Origin of the sequence: Rhodanobacter sp. Col0626 (assembly GCF_049994385.1) — a bacterium.
Classification (GTDB): Bacteria; Pseudomonadota; Gammaproteobacteria; order Xanthomonadales; family Rhodanobacteraceae; genus Rhodanobacter.
Map to the genome: position 1 here is coordinate 1,406,811 of NZ_CP188260.1, position 14,307 is coordinate 1,421,117.

The following is a 14,307-nucleotide window of genomic DNA, read 5'->3' on the forward strand; positions in this document are numbered from 1 at the left end:
CATCAGGCATCACCCGTTTCCGCGAGTCCGGGCATACGATAGTGGGCAGTTTTTGATTTGAACCCAGGGAGATCCCGATGTCATTGCTTGCGCCGCTGCGTGAACTCGATTCCACCCAGCGCCACACCGTGCTGGCAAGTTTCCTCGGATGGACGCTGGATGCGTTCGATTATTTTCTGCTGACCTTCGTCATCGTCACGGTGGCGAAGGAGTTCGAGGTGGGTACGGCGCAGATCACCTATGCACTGTTCCTGACCCTGGCCGCACGCCCGCTGGGCGCGTTGTTGTTCGGGCGACTGGCCGACCGTTTCGGACGGCGGCCGATCCTGATGCTCGACGTGATCCTGTTTTCGGTATTCGAGCTCGCCACCGCCTTCTCGACATCGCTCACCATGCTGCTGGTACTGCGATTCATGTTTGGCGTCGCGATGGGCGGTGAATGGGGCATCGGTGCATCGCTGGCCATGGAGTCGATACCGGCGAAAGCGCGCGGTGCGGTGTCGGGTTTGTTGCAGAGCGGCTACCCGGTGGGCTTCTTCCTTGCAGCGCTGGCCAACTGGTTGCTGGTCGACCACATCGGCTGGCGTGGTTTGTTCGTGGTGGGCGCGGTTCCCGCGCTGCTGGTGCTGTACATCCGCCGCAAGGTGCCGGAGTCGGCTGTATGGCAGGAAGGACAGCGGGCGGCCCGCCGCCCCGGCCTGCTGGAAGCCATGCGCGGGCACTGGAAGCTGGCGATCTACCTGATGCTGCTGATGATGGCGTTCAACATGTTCAGCCATGGATCGCAGGACATGTATCACACCTTTGAAGAAACGAATCTGCATCTCCCGACCGGCTCGACCACGGCGTTCGTGCTGGTGGCGTTGCTGAATTTGGGTGCGTTGGTCGGTGGCCTGTATTTTGGCGCGTTGTCCGAACGCATCGGTCGACGCAAGGCGATGATGATCGCGGCGTTGCTGGCGATTCCGGTGATCCCGCTGTGGATGTATGGCGGTTCGATGATCTTGCTGGGCCTGGGAGCATTTTTGATCCAGGTGATGGTGCAGGGCGCCTGGGGCGTGGTGCCGACCCATCTGAACGAGCTGTCGCCGGCAGCCGTGCGCGGCACCTTGCCGGGCTTCGCCTACCAGATGGGCAACCTGCTGGCGGCGGTTACCGCCACCGCGCAAACCTGGCTGGCCCAGCAGCACGGCGGCGACTTCGCATTCGCCATGTCGGTGTGGATGGTGCTGGTGGCCGTGCTGCTGGCGTTGCTGTTATGGATGGGGCCGGAGGCCCGCGGCGTGGGCTTTGCCCACGACAATGCCTGATCCGGACACCCATGCGGCAGATCACGGGCTGCTAGAATCCGCTGTTTGATCCCATCGACGAGACAGGCAATGAAGGCTGGCAAGGACAAGGTCATCGCAATCCACTACACGTTGACGGTAGATGGCGAAAAGGTGGAAAGCTCGCACGATCGCGACGAACAACTGTGGATCCTGCTCGGCCACGGCCAGCTGATTCCCGGCCTGGAAACGGCCCTTGAGGGGCATGAGGCCGGCGACACGCTGTCGGTGGACGTGGCGGCCGCCGATGCCTACGGCGAGCGTCAGGAGGGCCAGATCCAGCGCATGTCCAAGAAGTATTTTCCACAGGCAAACCGGCTCAAGCCGGGCATGACCACCGTGCTGCAGCTGAAGGACGGTGGTCAGCGCGCAGTGACGGTGCACAAGATCGGCATGAGCGCGATCGATGTGGACCTGAATCACCCGATGGCCGGCAAGAGCCTGCATTTCGACGTGACCATTGGTGACGTGCGCGATGCTACCGAAGAAGAAATCCAGCACGGCCACGCGCATGCGCCGGGCGCCGAAGCGCACTGAGAGCGCTTCAATAAAGCCATAAACGAATAACGGCGCCCACGGGCGCCGTTATTCGTTTGCCTTCTCCTCCCCGGGGGGAGTCGTGACGGCAGTGAATCCGTGCGGGGAGAGGGTACGGCTTACCTCAATCCAGCACCCGCTTCCCATATGCAAAATGGTCACCCCAGAACGGCCCGTCGATATCATCCAGCCGCACTGTCCCACCGCTGTTCGGCGCGTGCACGAAACGCCCCTTGCCGACGTAGACACCGACGTGGCTGATCGCGCCGCCGATGTCGAAAAAGACCAGGTCGCCACTGGCCAACTGGGTCATCCGGCTTACCTTGCGGCCATCCATCGAAGACATGTCGTGCGAGGTACGCGGCAGCTTGATGCCGGTGGCGGTGCGATAGATGTAGTCGACCAGGCCGCTGCAATCGAAACCACCCGCTGGGGTATTGCCACCCCAGCGATAAGGTGTGCCGACCAGACCGATGGCGCGAAACAGGACATCGTTTGCCTCGCCGGCGCTGGCCGCCGAAGGCGCACGTGGGGGCAGGGCGGCCAATGCCGAGTGCGAGGTCTTGTAGGTGGGTTGACGGCGGTGCGGGCTGCCGGCGCAGGCGGCCAGCAACAAGATCGCCGTGCAAACCACCGTCTGGCGCAAAACGTGCGGCAACCTTGGCCGAGGCATCAATGAGGCTGGGTCACGGCGCATGGGTTACACCTCGACTGGGTACACCTCGAAGGTTATCAAATCAATGACTTGTAGGGAAGATCTCAGTAATTGGACGAATGTTTTGTCTGGCCGCGATTTATCGGTCTCGGTCGCCGTGTCGTTCCGAGGTCAATTCTTGTCTATCGAAATGACCTGTCTGGACAATGTGCGGCCGCGGACATCCCAGGCCCGCAGGCGATAACGCCCCGGACGCAAATACAGCCTGCTCGTGGTGTCGTTCTGCATGAAGGCGTAACGGTCCGCCGCAATGGCGTCATCCGGTTCGTCGATGTAATGCGCATCGACGACGCAGGGCGTGGTGACTTTGCACAGTCTCGAACTGATCCCGTACGGGACGCGCTGGTCGTTCAGCGTGAGCCATTCGGGACGCTGGGTGTTGACGTAGTGCGCCAGCATGGAGAGGCTGCGCACCGTGTCCTGCACGATGGTGGAGGGTTGTGTGTAGCCACTCTCGATCGCGCCCTGACCGGTAGAGGGCGGCAGGATCACGTTGAGGTCGTACTGATCCGGTCGGGCGCTCCACGGCTTGCCGGTGGTGCGGCTGACCAGCACGGTGGGGCCGGTGGGTGAAAAATCCTTGATCAACTGCAGATAGCCATCCGGCTCGCTGGGAATCTGTTCGCGAAACTGGGTCTGGTCGATCGACAGGGGCACGATGCCGGTCTGTTGCTGCAACAGCATGGCCATGGGCCGGACATCGCCAAGGCGTCCCTTCGCCTTGTCGATATGCGCATAACCGGCGTGGACAAACAGGCGCGCCGCCGGGTCCTTGGCAAATACCTCGCGGTACAGGTTGTCGGCCTGCCCGATTTCGCGCTCCTGTGTCGTGCCGTGGTCCGTGTCGTAGGGGATGAGCTTGAAGCCCAGTTTGATCGCCATGCGCACAATGTCGCCGTAGGATGGCTCGTGCAGGTATTCGGTGCCGCTCGCCGTGGTCGGATAGCCGCGCTGCATCAGCCCGGTGTCACGATCACTCAAGGCCTCGGCGGCGAAATAGTCGAAGCCGAGCGCGCGCAGGCGTGGCAACAGGGCCAGTGTGAGTTGACGGGTATGGGCGTCGTGGTGAGCTTCGTTCACCATCACGATGCGTCGGTCCGCCGCCAGTTTCGTGATGACCTCGACCGCGTTGGCGGACGTCCATTCGGCGGGCGCCGGAAGCACCATCCCGGCATGCGCGCGACTCTTGAGTGGAAAGTCGCGCAGTGCTTCGTTGTAAAGCCCCAGCTCGTCTTCGTTCGACGCGAACATCTGCAACGCAATGGCACGATCGGATACCGGAAGTTTCGGCATGGCACTGACCAGGTAGACGTAGCGGGCCAGGTCGTTCGGTTGCTGCTTCAGCTCGTTGAACATCCTGATCGCCGCCGGGCTGAAGGTCTGCGCGAAGGCAACCGGGAACAGCAGGACGACCAGGCAAAGCATGACGAAAACTACTTTGGACGATGTTCTGATCGACATATCCAGGTCCCCCTGTGGACGATTCGGAGTAAGCGTGCCTCCGAACTCCCGGTCAAGCAAGCGCCAGAAGGTCGGAGGCGACACCCTGGCTGGCTACAATACGCGAATGAGTGCTTCGCGCGACGACGTATTGATTCTCGGTGGCGGCGTGATTGGCCTGGCGTGCGCGCTGTACTTGCTGAAAGCCGGCGCCGGGGTACGCGTGCTGGAACAGGGCACGCCCGGTTGCGGCAGTTCGCATGGCAACTGCGGCACGATCACGCCGAGCCACGCGCCGCCGCTGGCCATGCCGGGCATGGTCGGCTTGGCGCTGCGTTCGATGTTCAGTGCCAGCGCACCGTTGTATCTCAACCCGCGTTTCGACGGACCGCGCTTGCGCTGGCTGCTGGGTTTCGCGCGGCAATGCAACTGGCGCGACTTTGCCGTCGCTGCCTCGGCGCGTGGGGCGATCCTGCAGCGCTCGCGCCGATTGCTGACCGAGCTGGTGCATGACGAAGAGCTCGATTGCGAATTCGTCGAAGCGGGCGAGCTGTATGTCTATCGCACGGAGCAGCGGCGGCTTGCCGATGAGCGCGATCACGTCGCCGTGCTGCAGCGCCTTGGCATCGACGTGCAGCGTCTTCGCGGCGAAGAGGTCGAAGCGATGGAGCCGGCGTTGAAACCGGGCGTGGCTGGCGGCCTGTTCCACCCGGGCGATGCACGGCTGCGACCGGACCGCTATGCCGCCGAGCTGGCACGGCGGGTAATCGAGCGGGGTGGCGTGATCGAGAGCGGCGCGCGCATCGAACGCTTCGGCGCCACCGACGGTCGCCTCGTTGAAGTGCACAGCAGTCGTGGTGTGTTCCGGGGCGATCGGGTCGTGTTGGCGCTGGGCGCGTGGTCGCCCTTGCTGGGAAAGTCACTGGGGCTGCGGCTGCCGATGCAACCCGGCAAGGGCTATTCGCTGACGTACAGCCGCCCGGCGCGGGCGCCGCGCCACCCAATGGTGCTGCGTGAAGCGTCGGTTTGCGTCACCACCTGGGACAGCGGTTATCGGCTCGGCAGCACGATGGAGTTTTCCGGTTATTCGGAAGGCCTCAATCGCGCCCGCCTGGACGCGCTGCGTCGTGGCGCAGCAAGCTGCCTGCATGAACCGGAAGGTCCCCAACTGCAGGAAGAGTGGTGGGGCTGGCGGCCCATGAGCGTGGATGAAGTGCCGATCATCGGCCCCAGCACCCGTTGGTCGAACCTGTGGTTGGCGACGGCACATGGCATGCTCGGCGTAAGCATGTCGGCAGCCACCGGCGAACTGGTCGCATCGATGCTTTCTGGCAAGACGCCAACGATCGACGCCACGCCTTACGCGCCGTCGCGATTCAATCTGTAGTGATCCACCTGCAGTGATTCAACTTGTATCTGCCCAGAAGAGGTCTCGATGACAACAAGTCATGATCTGATCGTGCTCGGCGCCGGTTCCGGTGGTCTGGCCACCGCGATGCGCGCCGCACAGCATGGCGCCCGGGTTGCCTTGCTCGAACCCGGCGCGCTCGGCGGCACCTGTGTCCACCGCGGTTGCGTGCCGAAGAAGGCGCTGTGGTTTGCGGCGCAATGGGCGCAGGCGCAGCAGTTTGCGGTCTCGGTGGGCTTCGCCTCCCAGCCGGGGCCGCTGGACTGGGAGCGCTTTCGCGAAGTGCGCGGGCGCTATATCGACGCCATCGACCAACGTTACGCGCAACGGCTGCAAGCGATGAACGTGCAGCTGATTCGCCAGGCCGGCCGTTTCGTCGCGGCCGACACGATCGAACTGAGCGACGGCAGCCAATGCACGGCGCAGCAGATCGTGATTGCCACGGGCGCACGTCCGCGCACTCTGGATCTGCCCGGCTTTGGCCTGGGCATGGTTTCCGATGACATTTTCGCACTGCAGGCATTGCCGCATCGCGTGGCGATCGTGGGCGGCGGTTACATCGCCGTGGAGTTCGCCGGCCTGCTGCAGGCGTTCGGCAGCAAAGTGGATGTATTGGCGCATGAGCGTCTGCTGGAGGATTTCGACGTCGAGCTGGTCGAGGAGCTGCAGCGGCAAATGCAGATGCAGGGCATCCAGACAAGCCTGCACAGTGCCGTGCAGGCTGCGCATCGGGATGCCGACGGCAGCATCCTGCTCGACGATGCCGCGGCCGGTTCGCGCGGTCCCTACGATGCTCTGCTATGGGCGGTGGGGCGTGTGCCGAATACACAAGCCCTGGGTCTCGATGCGATCGGCGTAGATACCGACCCACGCGGTCACGTGCAGGTCGATGCCTGGCAGGCCACCAAGGTGGCGGGTGTGCATGCGGTTGGCGATGTCACGGCGCGCAAGGCGTTGACGCCGGTGGCGGTGGCGGCCGGTCGACAATTGGCGGATCGTCTTTTTGGTGGCCAGCCAGAAGCAAAACTCGACTACGAGAACATACCCAGCGTGGTGTTTTCCAAGCCGCCGTTGGGCATGGTCGGGTTGACCGAAGAACAGGCGCGCGAACGCCATGGTGATGCGGTCACCGTGTACCACCGCCGCTTCACGCCGATGCAGTGGGCGCTGGCCGGGGCGCAGGGACAGAGCCTTATGAAACTGGTTTGCTCGGGCAGCGACGAACGCGTACTCGGCATTCACGTACTGGGGCCGGGCGCCGATGAAATGCTGCAGGGGTTTGCGGTCGCGCTGAAACTCGGGGTGCGCAAACGCGATCTCGACGCGACCGTGGCGATCCATCCGACCTCGGCGGAAGAACTCGTGTTGATGGGCTGAGTACAATGACCGACATGGCCAACTTCACCTTGCATCGCGGCCGCGTGCCGCTGTTGATCAGCCTGCCGCATGACGGTAGTTTCATTCCCGACGACATTGGCGCGCGCATGCATCCGGCGGCGCGCCGTTCGCCGGATACCGACTGGCATGTGGGGCGGCTGTATGAGCCGCTGGCGCAGAGCCTGGGCGCCAGCGTGCTGAAACCGTTGGCGTCGCGCTATGTGATCGATCTCAACCGTCCCGCCGACGGTCATGCGCTGTACCCCGGCCAGCGCGAGACCGGACTGGTGCCGACGATCGGTTTCGACGGCGAACCGTTGTATCGCGACGGCAGCGAACCGGACAGCACTGAGGTACAACGGCGAATAGGCGAATTCTGGCAGCCTTATCACCGTGCCCTGGCGGAGGAGCTTGCGAGGTTGTCCGCCGAACATGGCCGGGCAGTGTTGTGGGAAGGCCATTCCATACGCAGCCACGTGCCCATGCTCTTCGATGACCGCCTGCCGGATTTCAACCTCGGCACGGCGGCGGGGGCGAGTTGCGGCACTATCCTGCAAGCCCGGCTGCAGACCTGCCTGACTTCGCAGTCGCGGTTCAGCCTGGCCATCAACGGGCGCTTCAAGGGCGGCTACATCACCCGTCACTACGGCAAACCCGAGGCCGGCGTGCAGGCCATCCAGCTGGAGCTGGCACAGCTCAACTACATGGATGAGGAAAGTTTCGAATACGACGAAGGGAAAGCACCAGCGGTGCAGGAACTGATCGGGCGTTTGCTGCAGGCCTGCCTGGAGTGAGCGCTGTGCCTGCCTGGCACGGCAAGACAGCGGTCAGGATGCGCGGCCGTGGATGCGCTCAGCGCGTCGACGGTAGCGCGGCGACGCATTTAAGTTCGATCGCGATCGGTGTCGGCAAGGCATCGATACCCAACGTCGTGCGGCATGCGTCGATGCCGGCGAAGTGCTCGGCATACAGCCGGTTGTATGCAGCGAAGTCGCGCTGCATGTTGGTCAGGAAAACGGTGACGTCGACCAGGTCGGTCCAACGGGCCCCGCTGGCTTCCAGCACGGCGCGTACGTTGGCGAATACCTGTCGGCACTGCGCTTCGATATCGTAATCGACGAGACTTCCGTCGGCATCGTAGACGTTGCCGGGAATCGCATTGCTGCCTGGCTGGCGGGGACCGACGCCGGACAGGAACAGCAGGTCACCGACCCGTCGCGCATGCGGATAAGCCCCGACCGGGGCAGGCGCCTTGTCGGTGCGGATTATTCCGCTCACCGGTTCGACTGCGGCGGCTGAACCAGTCGCTGCATGGCGTGGTGGTACGCCGGCAGCAGTGTTTCGCGCGAATTGACATGCATGTCCAGATCGTTCACGTGGCCGTTGTCGAGGCTGTAGCACCACGCGTGCACCGAGAGTTTCTGGCCGCGTTCCCACGCGTCCATCACCATGGTGGTGTGGCAGACGTTGGAGACCTGTTCGATCGCGTTGAGCTCGCACAGCCGGTTGTTGCGCAGCTGCATCAGGTCCAGCGAGGCGAGCATCGCCGAATGTTTTTCTGCCACATCGCCGACATGGCGCAGCCAGTTGTCGACCAACCCAAGCCGACGCTCGTCCAGTATCGCCTGAACACCGCCACAGCCGTAATGGCCGACGACGATGATGTGTTCGACCTTGAGGATGTCCACGGCGAACTGCACCGTGCTGAGGCAGTTGAGGTCGGTATGCGAAACCACGTTGGCGACATTGCGCTGCACGAAGATGTCGCCCGGCGGCAGATCGACGATCTGTGTGGCCGGCACGCGGGAATCCGAACAACCGATCCAGAGGTATTTCGGCGCCTGCTGTTTGGCCAGGCGCTCGAAGAAGTGCGGGTCTTCCGCGCGCACCGCGGCGGACCAGCGGCGATTGCTGTCGATCAATGCTTGCAGGGGACTGGTCAAGATCGTGTACTCGCTTATGGTGCTGTCAATAACGGATGCAGATGTTCTTTGGCTCGGTGAAGAAATGCAGCGCATCAGTGCCGCCTTCGCGACCTAACCCGGACTGCTTGGTGCCACCGAACGGCGTGCGCAGATCGCGCAGCAGCCAGCAGTTGATCCAGACGATGCCGAATTCGAGCCCGCTGGCGAGCCGGTGCGCGCGGGAGAGATCCTGCGTCCACAGCGAAGCGGCCAGGCCGTAGCGACTGTCGTTGGCAATCGCCAAGGCTTCGGCCTCATCCTCGAAGGGAATCAGGCTGACCACCGGACCGAAGATTTCCTGTTGATTGGTCTGTGCCGATGACGGAAGACCTTCAATGACCGTCGGTGCGATGAACCAGCCGTCGGCGCAACGACCGGTCAGCTGGATCGGTTCACCGCCGCAAAGCACACGGCCGCCTTCGGTGCGGGCCTGCGCGATGCAGCCGAGGACCTTGTCGTAATGCGCCTGCGACACCATCGCGCCAAGGTCGCTGTCCGTGTCGTCCGGGTCACCCACGCGCAGTGCCTGCACGCGAGCAAGGTAGCGTTCGCGGAATGTTTCGTAGATCGACCGCTGCACCAGCAGGCGCGAGCCACACAGGCAGATCTCGCCCTGGTTGGCGAAACCCGAACGCACGATGGTGTCCAGGTTCGTTTCGGAAAGGTCGGCATCGGCAAACACGATCGCCGGATTCTTTCCGCCCATCTCCAGCGAGACTTTCTTGAATTGCGCTGCGGCCACGCTGGCGATGCGAGCGCCGGTGGCGGTACTGCCGGTGAACGACAGCGCCTTGACCTGCGGATGTTCCACGATGGCCTGGCCTACCGAAGGGCCGCGTCCCTGCACGATGTTCAGCACGCCCGCCGGGAATCCGGCTTCGATACTGAGTTCGCCCAGCAGCGCAGCGGTGCATGGCGTCACCTCCGACGGCTTGGCCACCACGGTGTTGCCGGCGGCCAGTGCGGGCGCGATTTTCCAGCTGAAAAGATAAAGCGGAAGATTCCAGGGGCTGATGCAGCCCACCACGCCGAGTGGCTGGCGCAAGGTGTAATTGATGGCGCCCGTGCCGGCCGCGCCCGTTTCCGTGGCGTGCGACTCGCTGCCCCAAGCCGTGATCGCAGCCGCGAAGTAACGCAGGTTGCTGACGGCGCGCGGGATGTCGAGTCGGCGCGCAAGACTCAAAGGCTTGCCGCTGTCGCGCGATTCTAGTACGGCGAATGTTTCCAGCCGCGCTTCGATCAGGTCGGCCAGCCGGTGCAGCAGATGCGCACGTTGCTCGATCGGGGTACTGGCCCAGCCGGACGCGGCACGGCTGGCGGCATCGACCGCAGCGGCGACATCCGTCGCGTCGGAATCGGGGCACTGCGCGAATACCGCGCCGGTGGCCGGCTCATGTATATCCAGCCATGCATCGGCGCGTGGCGCCCGCAGGCGACCGTCGATCAGATTGGCTAGGCGCGGAGTGGGCATCTGCACAAGCTTAAAACCAGCGTGTCGTAAATGCACCGGACGCAGGCGTATGCGTGCCAGCCAGCAACCACCTGCTCAACTCAGTGCACGGGTGCGTCCGCCATCCACGGCGATGCTTACGCCGTTGACGTAGGCTGCGGCTGGCGTGCACAAGAAGGCGATCACCGCCGCCACCTCGGCGGCTTCGCCGAATCGTTGCGCCGGAATGGTGGCGATCAGACCCTGGGCGATCTGCTCTTCGCTCTGCCGACCCGCAGTGGCTTTTGCGGCAAGCAGGCTGGCGAGGCGATCGGTGCGGGTATAGCCGGGCAGGACATTGTTGACGGTGATGCCGTCGGCTGCCAGCTCGGCGGACAGCGTCTTGGCCCAGCCGGCGACGGCGGCACGCACGGTATTGGACACGCCAAGCCCCACGATCGGCTCCTTGACCGAGGTGGAGATCACGTTGACGATGCGGCCGTAGCCACTGGCGCGCATGCCGGGCAGCAGCGCCTGCAGCAGGACCTGGCCGCCCAGCAGGTGCTGGCGGAAGGCTGTCTCGAATGCGGCGGGCTCCGCGGTATGCGCTGGGCCGCCCGGTGGGCCACCACTGTTGTTGATCAGGATATGCACAGGTGCATTGCCTGCGATTTCGGTGGCGGTCGCATGCAGTCCGGCAGTGTCGAGCATGTCGACACTGCGCCAGTCGTGCTGCTGTCCGGCGTGCGTTCGCGGCAGTTTTTCGGCGACGGTTTTCAGCTTGTCAGCCGAGCGCGCCAGCAAGGTGACGCTGGCGCCAAGCTCGGCCAGCTCGATCGCGCTGGCGCGGCCGATGCCCTGCGAGGCGCCGCAGACGAGGGCGTGACGTCCACTCAGATCGAGTTGCATGTGCTACTCCGTCCTGCTTTCGTTATGGCAAAAGTCAGTGCAGCAAAAACCGCATCGCCAGCGCCGCCAGCCAGCACAGCCAGCCCAGCCATTGGCTGTAGCGCCATATGTATCGCCAGCGGTCGACGCGTGCATCTTCCAGCGCCGGCAGGGCGGGTGAGCGCAATACCTGTTGCATGCGCGCCCAGATGCGGAAGCCTGAAAGGCTCTCATGCTCCGGTGCAATGATCCGCCAATGCTGCGGATAGTATCGGCGCAACAAGGCGGCGAGCCGGAACGGGGCAACGTACGACAGAACAAACAGCCCGACGCCGCTCGCCAGCAGGGCGAGATAGAGAATGATCATGGTGGACTGCGGCGTTCGACCTTGTTGTCACTGCCCTTGGTCCATGGCAGCGGCAGCGCGGTACGCAAGGTGTTGAGTACGCCATCGCCTTTGGATGCTTCCTTGCAGATGGCGCTGTCGATGGCTTTCTCGTACGTCTTGTTCATCATGCCGATCCACAGCGCGCCGTCCGGACCGTGGGGAATGCTGAAGCTGCCAGCAGAGTTCATCTGCAACGTCGCTGCCGTGGTGCTGGAAATCGAGGCGGGCGACTGCTCCCAGTACGTCTTGCCCGATTGCTGCTCGGCGGAGCTGTACACCAGCAGGTAGCGCGCCTGCTTGTTGTCGATCTTCAGGCTGCCGAAGGCCCCGGTGGTTTCATCGCTCCAGCCCATGTGCTCGCACAGCCCGACGTCTTCGGAACGGATCGGCTGAAAGCCCTCGTCCAGTAGCACGATCGTAGGTGCGAACAGGTAGCTGGCGTGCAGCCAGCGGCCGTTCAATTCCGATTTCAGCGCCACCCGGTACGGCAGTTTCGCGTCGGCGGGCAAGAGGAAGGCGAGGAAATAGCTGTGCGTACCGTTGAGGTTGGCGACCATGCTGGCGCTGCCCAGCCTGAACTTCTGCGGTTGCCAGGGCAGCATGCTGCGGTAGGAAAAATCGGCAAAGCTGCTGCAGCACGGCGTGGCCTCGAGCAGTTGCTGCTGGGCTTGTTTCAGTACATCACCGGAGCTCTCCGACGGCGGCCGCAGGTTGGGCGGCAGCAGCACCTTGGCACTGTGGCAACCGGCCAGCATCGTGGCGAGGACCAGGGCGATAACGGGGGCGAAAAAGCGATACGACATGACAGGCAAGATACTCAGAATTCGGCCGTTCCGGCCGCGCGCGGGTAGGGGATGGCATCGCGGATGTTGGACAGTCCGCAGATATAGACCAGCAGACGCTCGAAACCGAGCCCGAAGCCGGCGTGAGGAACCGTGCCATAGCGACGCAGGTCACGGTACCAGCCATAGGTTGCCGGATCGAGTCCGAACTGCACCATGCGCCGGTCGAGGTAATCCAGCCGCTCCTCGCGTTGCGCGCCACCGATGATTTCGCCGATACCCGGCGCCAGTACATCCATCGCCGCGACGGTCCTTTCATCATCGTTCAAGCGCATGTAGAACGCCTTGATCGCTTCGGGGTAGTTCATTACGACCACGGGACGGCCAATATGTTTCTCGGCCAGGTAGCGTTCGTGCTCGGTTTGCAGGTCGATGCCCCAGGCGACCGGATATTCGAACTTTTCGCCGGACTTTTGCAGGATGGTAATCGCGTCGGTGTAATCGATACGCTCGAACGGCTGCGCGATGAACGCCTCGATCCGGCTGATCGCATCCGGTTGCACGCGTTCGGCGAAGAACGCCATGTCGTCCGGGCGTTCGTCCAGCACCGCCTTGAAGATCGCCTTGAGGAACGCTTCGGCGCAGTCCGCGTTGGCGGTGAGGTCGGCGAATGCGATTTCCGGTTCGACCATCCAGAATTCGGCCAGGTGACGCGCGGTGTTGGAGTTCTCGGCACGGAAAGTGGGGCCGAACGTATACACCTTGCTCATCGCCAGGCAATACGCCTCGACGTTGAGTTGGCCGGATACGGTGAGGAACGCTTCGCGACCGAAGAAGTCCTTGCGGAAGTCGATCTTGCCGTCGGCGGTGCGCGGCAGGTTGGCCAGATCCAGCGTGGACAACCGGAACATGTCGCCGGCCCCTTCCGCATCCGAGGTGGTGATGATCGGCGTATTGATCCAGAAGAAACCCTGCTCGGTGAGATGGCGGTGGATTGCCGTCATCATCGTATGGCGCACGCGCGTGACGGCACCGAACAGGTTGGTGCGCGGCCGCAGATGCGCGACTTCGCGCAGAAACTCCATGGTGTGTTGTTTGGGCTGGATCGGATAGGTTTCCGGGTCGTCGACCAGGCCGGTGACGATCACCTCGTTCGCCTGAAGCTCGAATTTCTGCCCCTTGCCCTGCGACGCGACCAGGGTGCCGCTGATGATCACACCTGCGCCGGCGGTGAGGTGTTTTACCTCGCTGTCGTAATTGCCGAGCGTGGCCGGGACCACCGCCTGGATTGGATCGAAGCAGGAGCCGTCGGTGACGTTGACGAAAGACAGGCCAGCCTTGGAATCGCGACGGGTACGCACCCAGCCGCGCACGGTCACGGTGCTGCCGGCGTCGAGCTTGCCGGAAAGAGCCTGCTTCACGCTCAATAGTGTCGGACTGACCACGGCCATCGGTTGAAACTCCTGCTGATACGCCGCATGTCGGCGTGTAGTAAATGAACGGCACGGGCACCGCGGCGCGCGAGGCCAAACCGGCATGATAATGTAGCTGTCGCCCGCGCTGCGACTTTCCGGGCCATCGAACGAGGTTGGATTCACCGTCATGAGCATCACCATCACTCCCGCTGCCAATGAACGCATGCGCCATTTCCTGGCGGGCATGCCGTCAGCGGCTGGCGTGCGGTTCGGAGTCAAGCGGACCGGTTGCTCCGGCTTTGCCTACGTGGTTGATCTGGCCGAGTCGGTCGGCGAGGGTGATCAGCTGGTGGAGGTGGACGGTCTGCCGCTGATCGTCAACGACAAGAGCCTGGCGCTGGTCGAGGGCACCGTGATCGATTTCCAGCGACAGGGCCTCAACGCCAGTTTCGTCTTCCACAACCCGAACGCCACCGGCGAATGTGGCTGCGGCGAGAGCTTTACCGTCAGCTGAGCCGGGTTTTGCCGCTGCAGGTCATGATTTTCAACGACTTGCGCGATCATTAGCCAACACCGTACAATTCCGCTTCTGTCTGCACCTGAAAGGGCGCGGGCGGGACACTTGCCTCACCGCAC

At 63.4% G+C, this 14,307-nt stretch carries 15 protein-coding genes; 6 read left to right on the top strand and 9 right to left on the bottom strand.

The annotated features are described in order from the left end of the window. The first annotated feature begins 77 nt into the window (after positions 1-77). Both ACPPVV_RS05735 and ACPPVV_RS05740 read left to right on the top strand, forming a co-directional pair. Positions 78-1,310: an MFS transporter gene (locus ACPPVV_RS05735; RefSeq protein WP_426702504.1), complete on the top strand. Its 1,233-nt coding sequence runs from the start codon at positions 78-80 to the stop codon at positions 1,308-1,310. 69 nt (positions 1,311-1,379) lie between these two features. Next, the gene (locus tag ACPPVV_RS05740) at positions 1,380-1,865 is read left to right on the top strand and encodes an FKBP-type peptidyl-prolyl cis-trans isomerase (protein WP_426702505.1); all 486 of its coding nucleotides are present in this window, start codon (positions 1,380-1,382) and stop codon (positions 1,863-1,865) included. A gap of 124 nt (positions 1,866-1,989) precedes the next feature. Here the strand turns inward: ACPPVV_RS05740 and ACPPVV_RS05745 are convergent, their stop codons facing one another. After that, positions 1,990-2,538 (bottom strand): C40 family peptidase, encoded by a 549-nt coding sequence (locus ACPPVV_RS05745; protein ID WP_426703179.1) that lies wholly within the window; start codon positions 2,536-2,538, stop codon positions 1,990-1,992. Between the two features lie 153 nt (positions 2,539-2,691). After that, positions 2,692-4,005, bottom strand: coding sequence for a hypothetical protein (locus ACPPVV_RS05750; protein ID WP_426702506.1), 1,314 nt, complete (start codon positions 4,003-4,005; stop codon positions 2,692-2,694). Positions 4,006-4,147: 142 nt separating this feature from the next. Between ACPPVV_RS05750 and ACPPVV_RS05755 the strand changes: the two genes are divergently transcribed. The 3 genes from ACPPVV_RS05755 to hutG are packed head-to-tail and all read left to right on the top strand — an operon-like array spanning position 4,148 to position 7,599. Further along, positions 4,148-5,407, top strand: a complete 1,260-nt coding sequence (locus ACPPVV_RS05755) for an NAD(P)/FAD-dependent oxidoreductase (protein WP_426702507.1) — start codon at positions 4,148-4,150, stop codon at positions 5,405-5,407. 48 nt (positions 5,408-5,455) lie between these two features. Further along, positions 5,456-6,805 carry a glutathione-disulfide reductase gene (gene gorA, locus ACPPVV_RS05760; protein ID WP_426702508.1) on the top strand — a complete coding sequence of 450 codons (1,350 nt, stop codon included), beginning with the start codon at positions 5,456-5,458 and terminating at the stop codon, positions 6,803-6,805. A gap of 14 nt (positions 6,806-6,819) precedes the next feature. After that, complete coding sequence (gene hutG, locus ACPPVV_RS05765) at positions 6,820-7,599, top strand: N-formylglutamate deformylase (RefSeq protein WP_426702509.1); 780 nt, start codon at positions 6,820-6,822, stop codon at positions 7,597-7,599. A 58-nt stretch (positions 7,600-7,657) separates the two neighbouring features. Here the strand turns inward: hutG and ACPPVV_RS05770 are convergent, their stop codons facing one another. The 7 genes from ACPPVV_RS05770 to asnS form a co-directional block, all read right to left on the bottom strand. Then, positions 7,658-8,083 carry a RidA family protein gene (locus ACPPVV_RS05770; RefSeq protein ID WP_426702510.1) on the bottom strand — a complete coding sequence of 142 codons (426 nt, stop codon included), beginning with the start codon at positions 8,081-8,083 and terminating at the stop codon, positions 7,658-7,660. Beyond that, positions 8,080-8,748: a carbonate dehydratase gene (gene can / locus ACPPVV_RS05775; protein ID WP_426702511.1), complete on the bottom strand. Its 669-nt coding sequence runs from the start codon at positions 8,746-8,748 to the stop codon at positions 8,080-8,082. The genes ACPPVV_RS05770 and can overlap by 4 nt, the downstream gene beginning before the upstream one ends. A 25-nt stretch (positions 8,749-8,773) precedes the next feature. Continuing rightward, entirely contained in the window at positions 8,774-10,240 is a 1,467-nt protein-coding gene (locus ACPPVV_RS05780; RefSeq protein WP_426702512.1) for an aldehyde dehydrogenase, read from the bottom strand. A 75-nt stretch (positions 10,241-10,315) separates the two neighbouring features. Then, positions 10,316-11,107, bottom strand: coding sequence for an SDR family NAD(P)-dependent oxidoreductase (locus ACPPVV_RS05785; protein WP_426702513.1), 792 nt, complete (start codon positions 11,105-11,107; stop codon positions 10,316-10,318). A gap of 34 nt (positions 11,108-11,141) precedes the next feature. After that, positions 11,142-11,453, bottom strand: a complete 312-nt coding sequence (locus tag ACPPVV_RS05790) for a hypothetical protein (RefSeq protein WP_426702514.1) — start codon at positions 11,451-11,453, stop codon at positions 11,142-11,144. Beyond that, entirely contained in the window at positions 11,450-12,277 is an 828-nt protein-coding gene (locus tag ACPPVV_RS05795; RefSeq protein ID WP_426702515.1) for a MalM family protein, read from the bottom strand. Before ACPPVV_RS05795 ends, ACPPVV_RS05790 begins: the two co-directional genes overlap by 4 nt. A 14-nt stretch (positions 12,278-12,291) precedes the next feature. Further along, on the bottom strand, positions 12,292-13,707 hold the full coding sequence (gene asnS / locus ACPPVV_RS05800; protein WP_426702516.1) for an asparagine--tRNA ligase: 1,416 nt from the start codon (positions 13,705-13,707) through the stop codon (positions 12,292-12,294). 151 nt (positions 13,708-13,858) lie between these two features. Between asnS and ACPPVV_RS05805 the strand changes: the two genes are divergently transcribed. Next, the gene (locus ACPPVV_RS05805; protein WP_426702517.1) at positions 13,859-14,185 is read left to right on the top strand and encodes a HesB/IscA family protein; all 327 of its coding nucleotides are present in this window, start codon (positions 13,859-13,861) and stop codon (positions 14,183-14,185) included. Positions 14,186-14,307 lie beyond the last annotated feature (122 nt).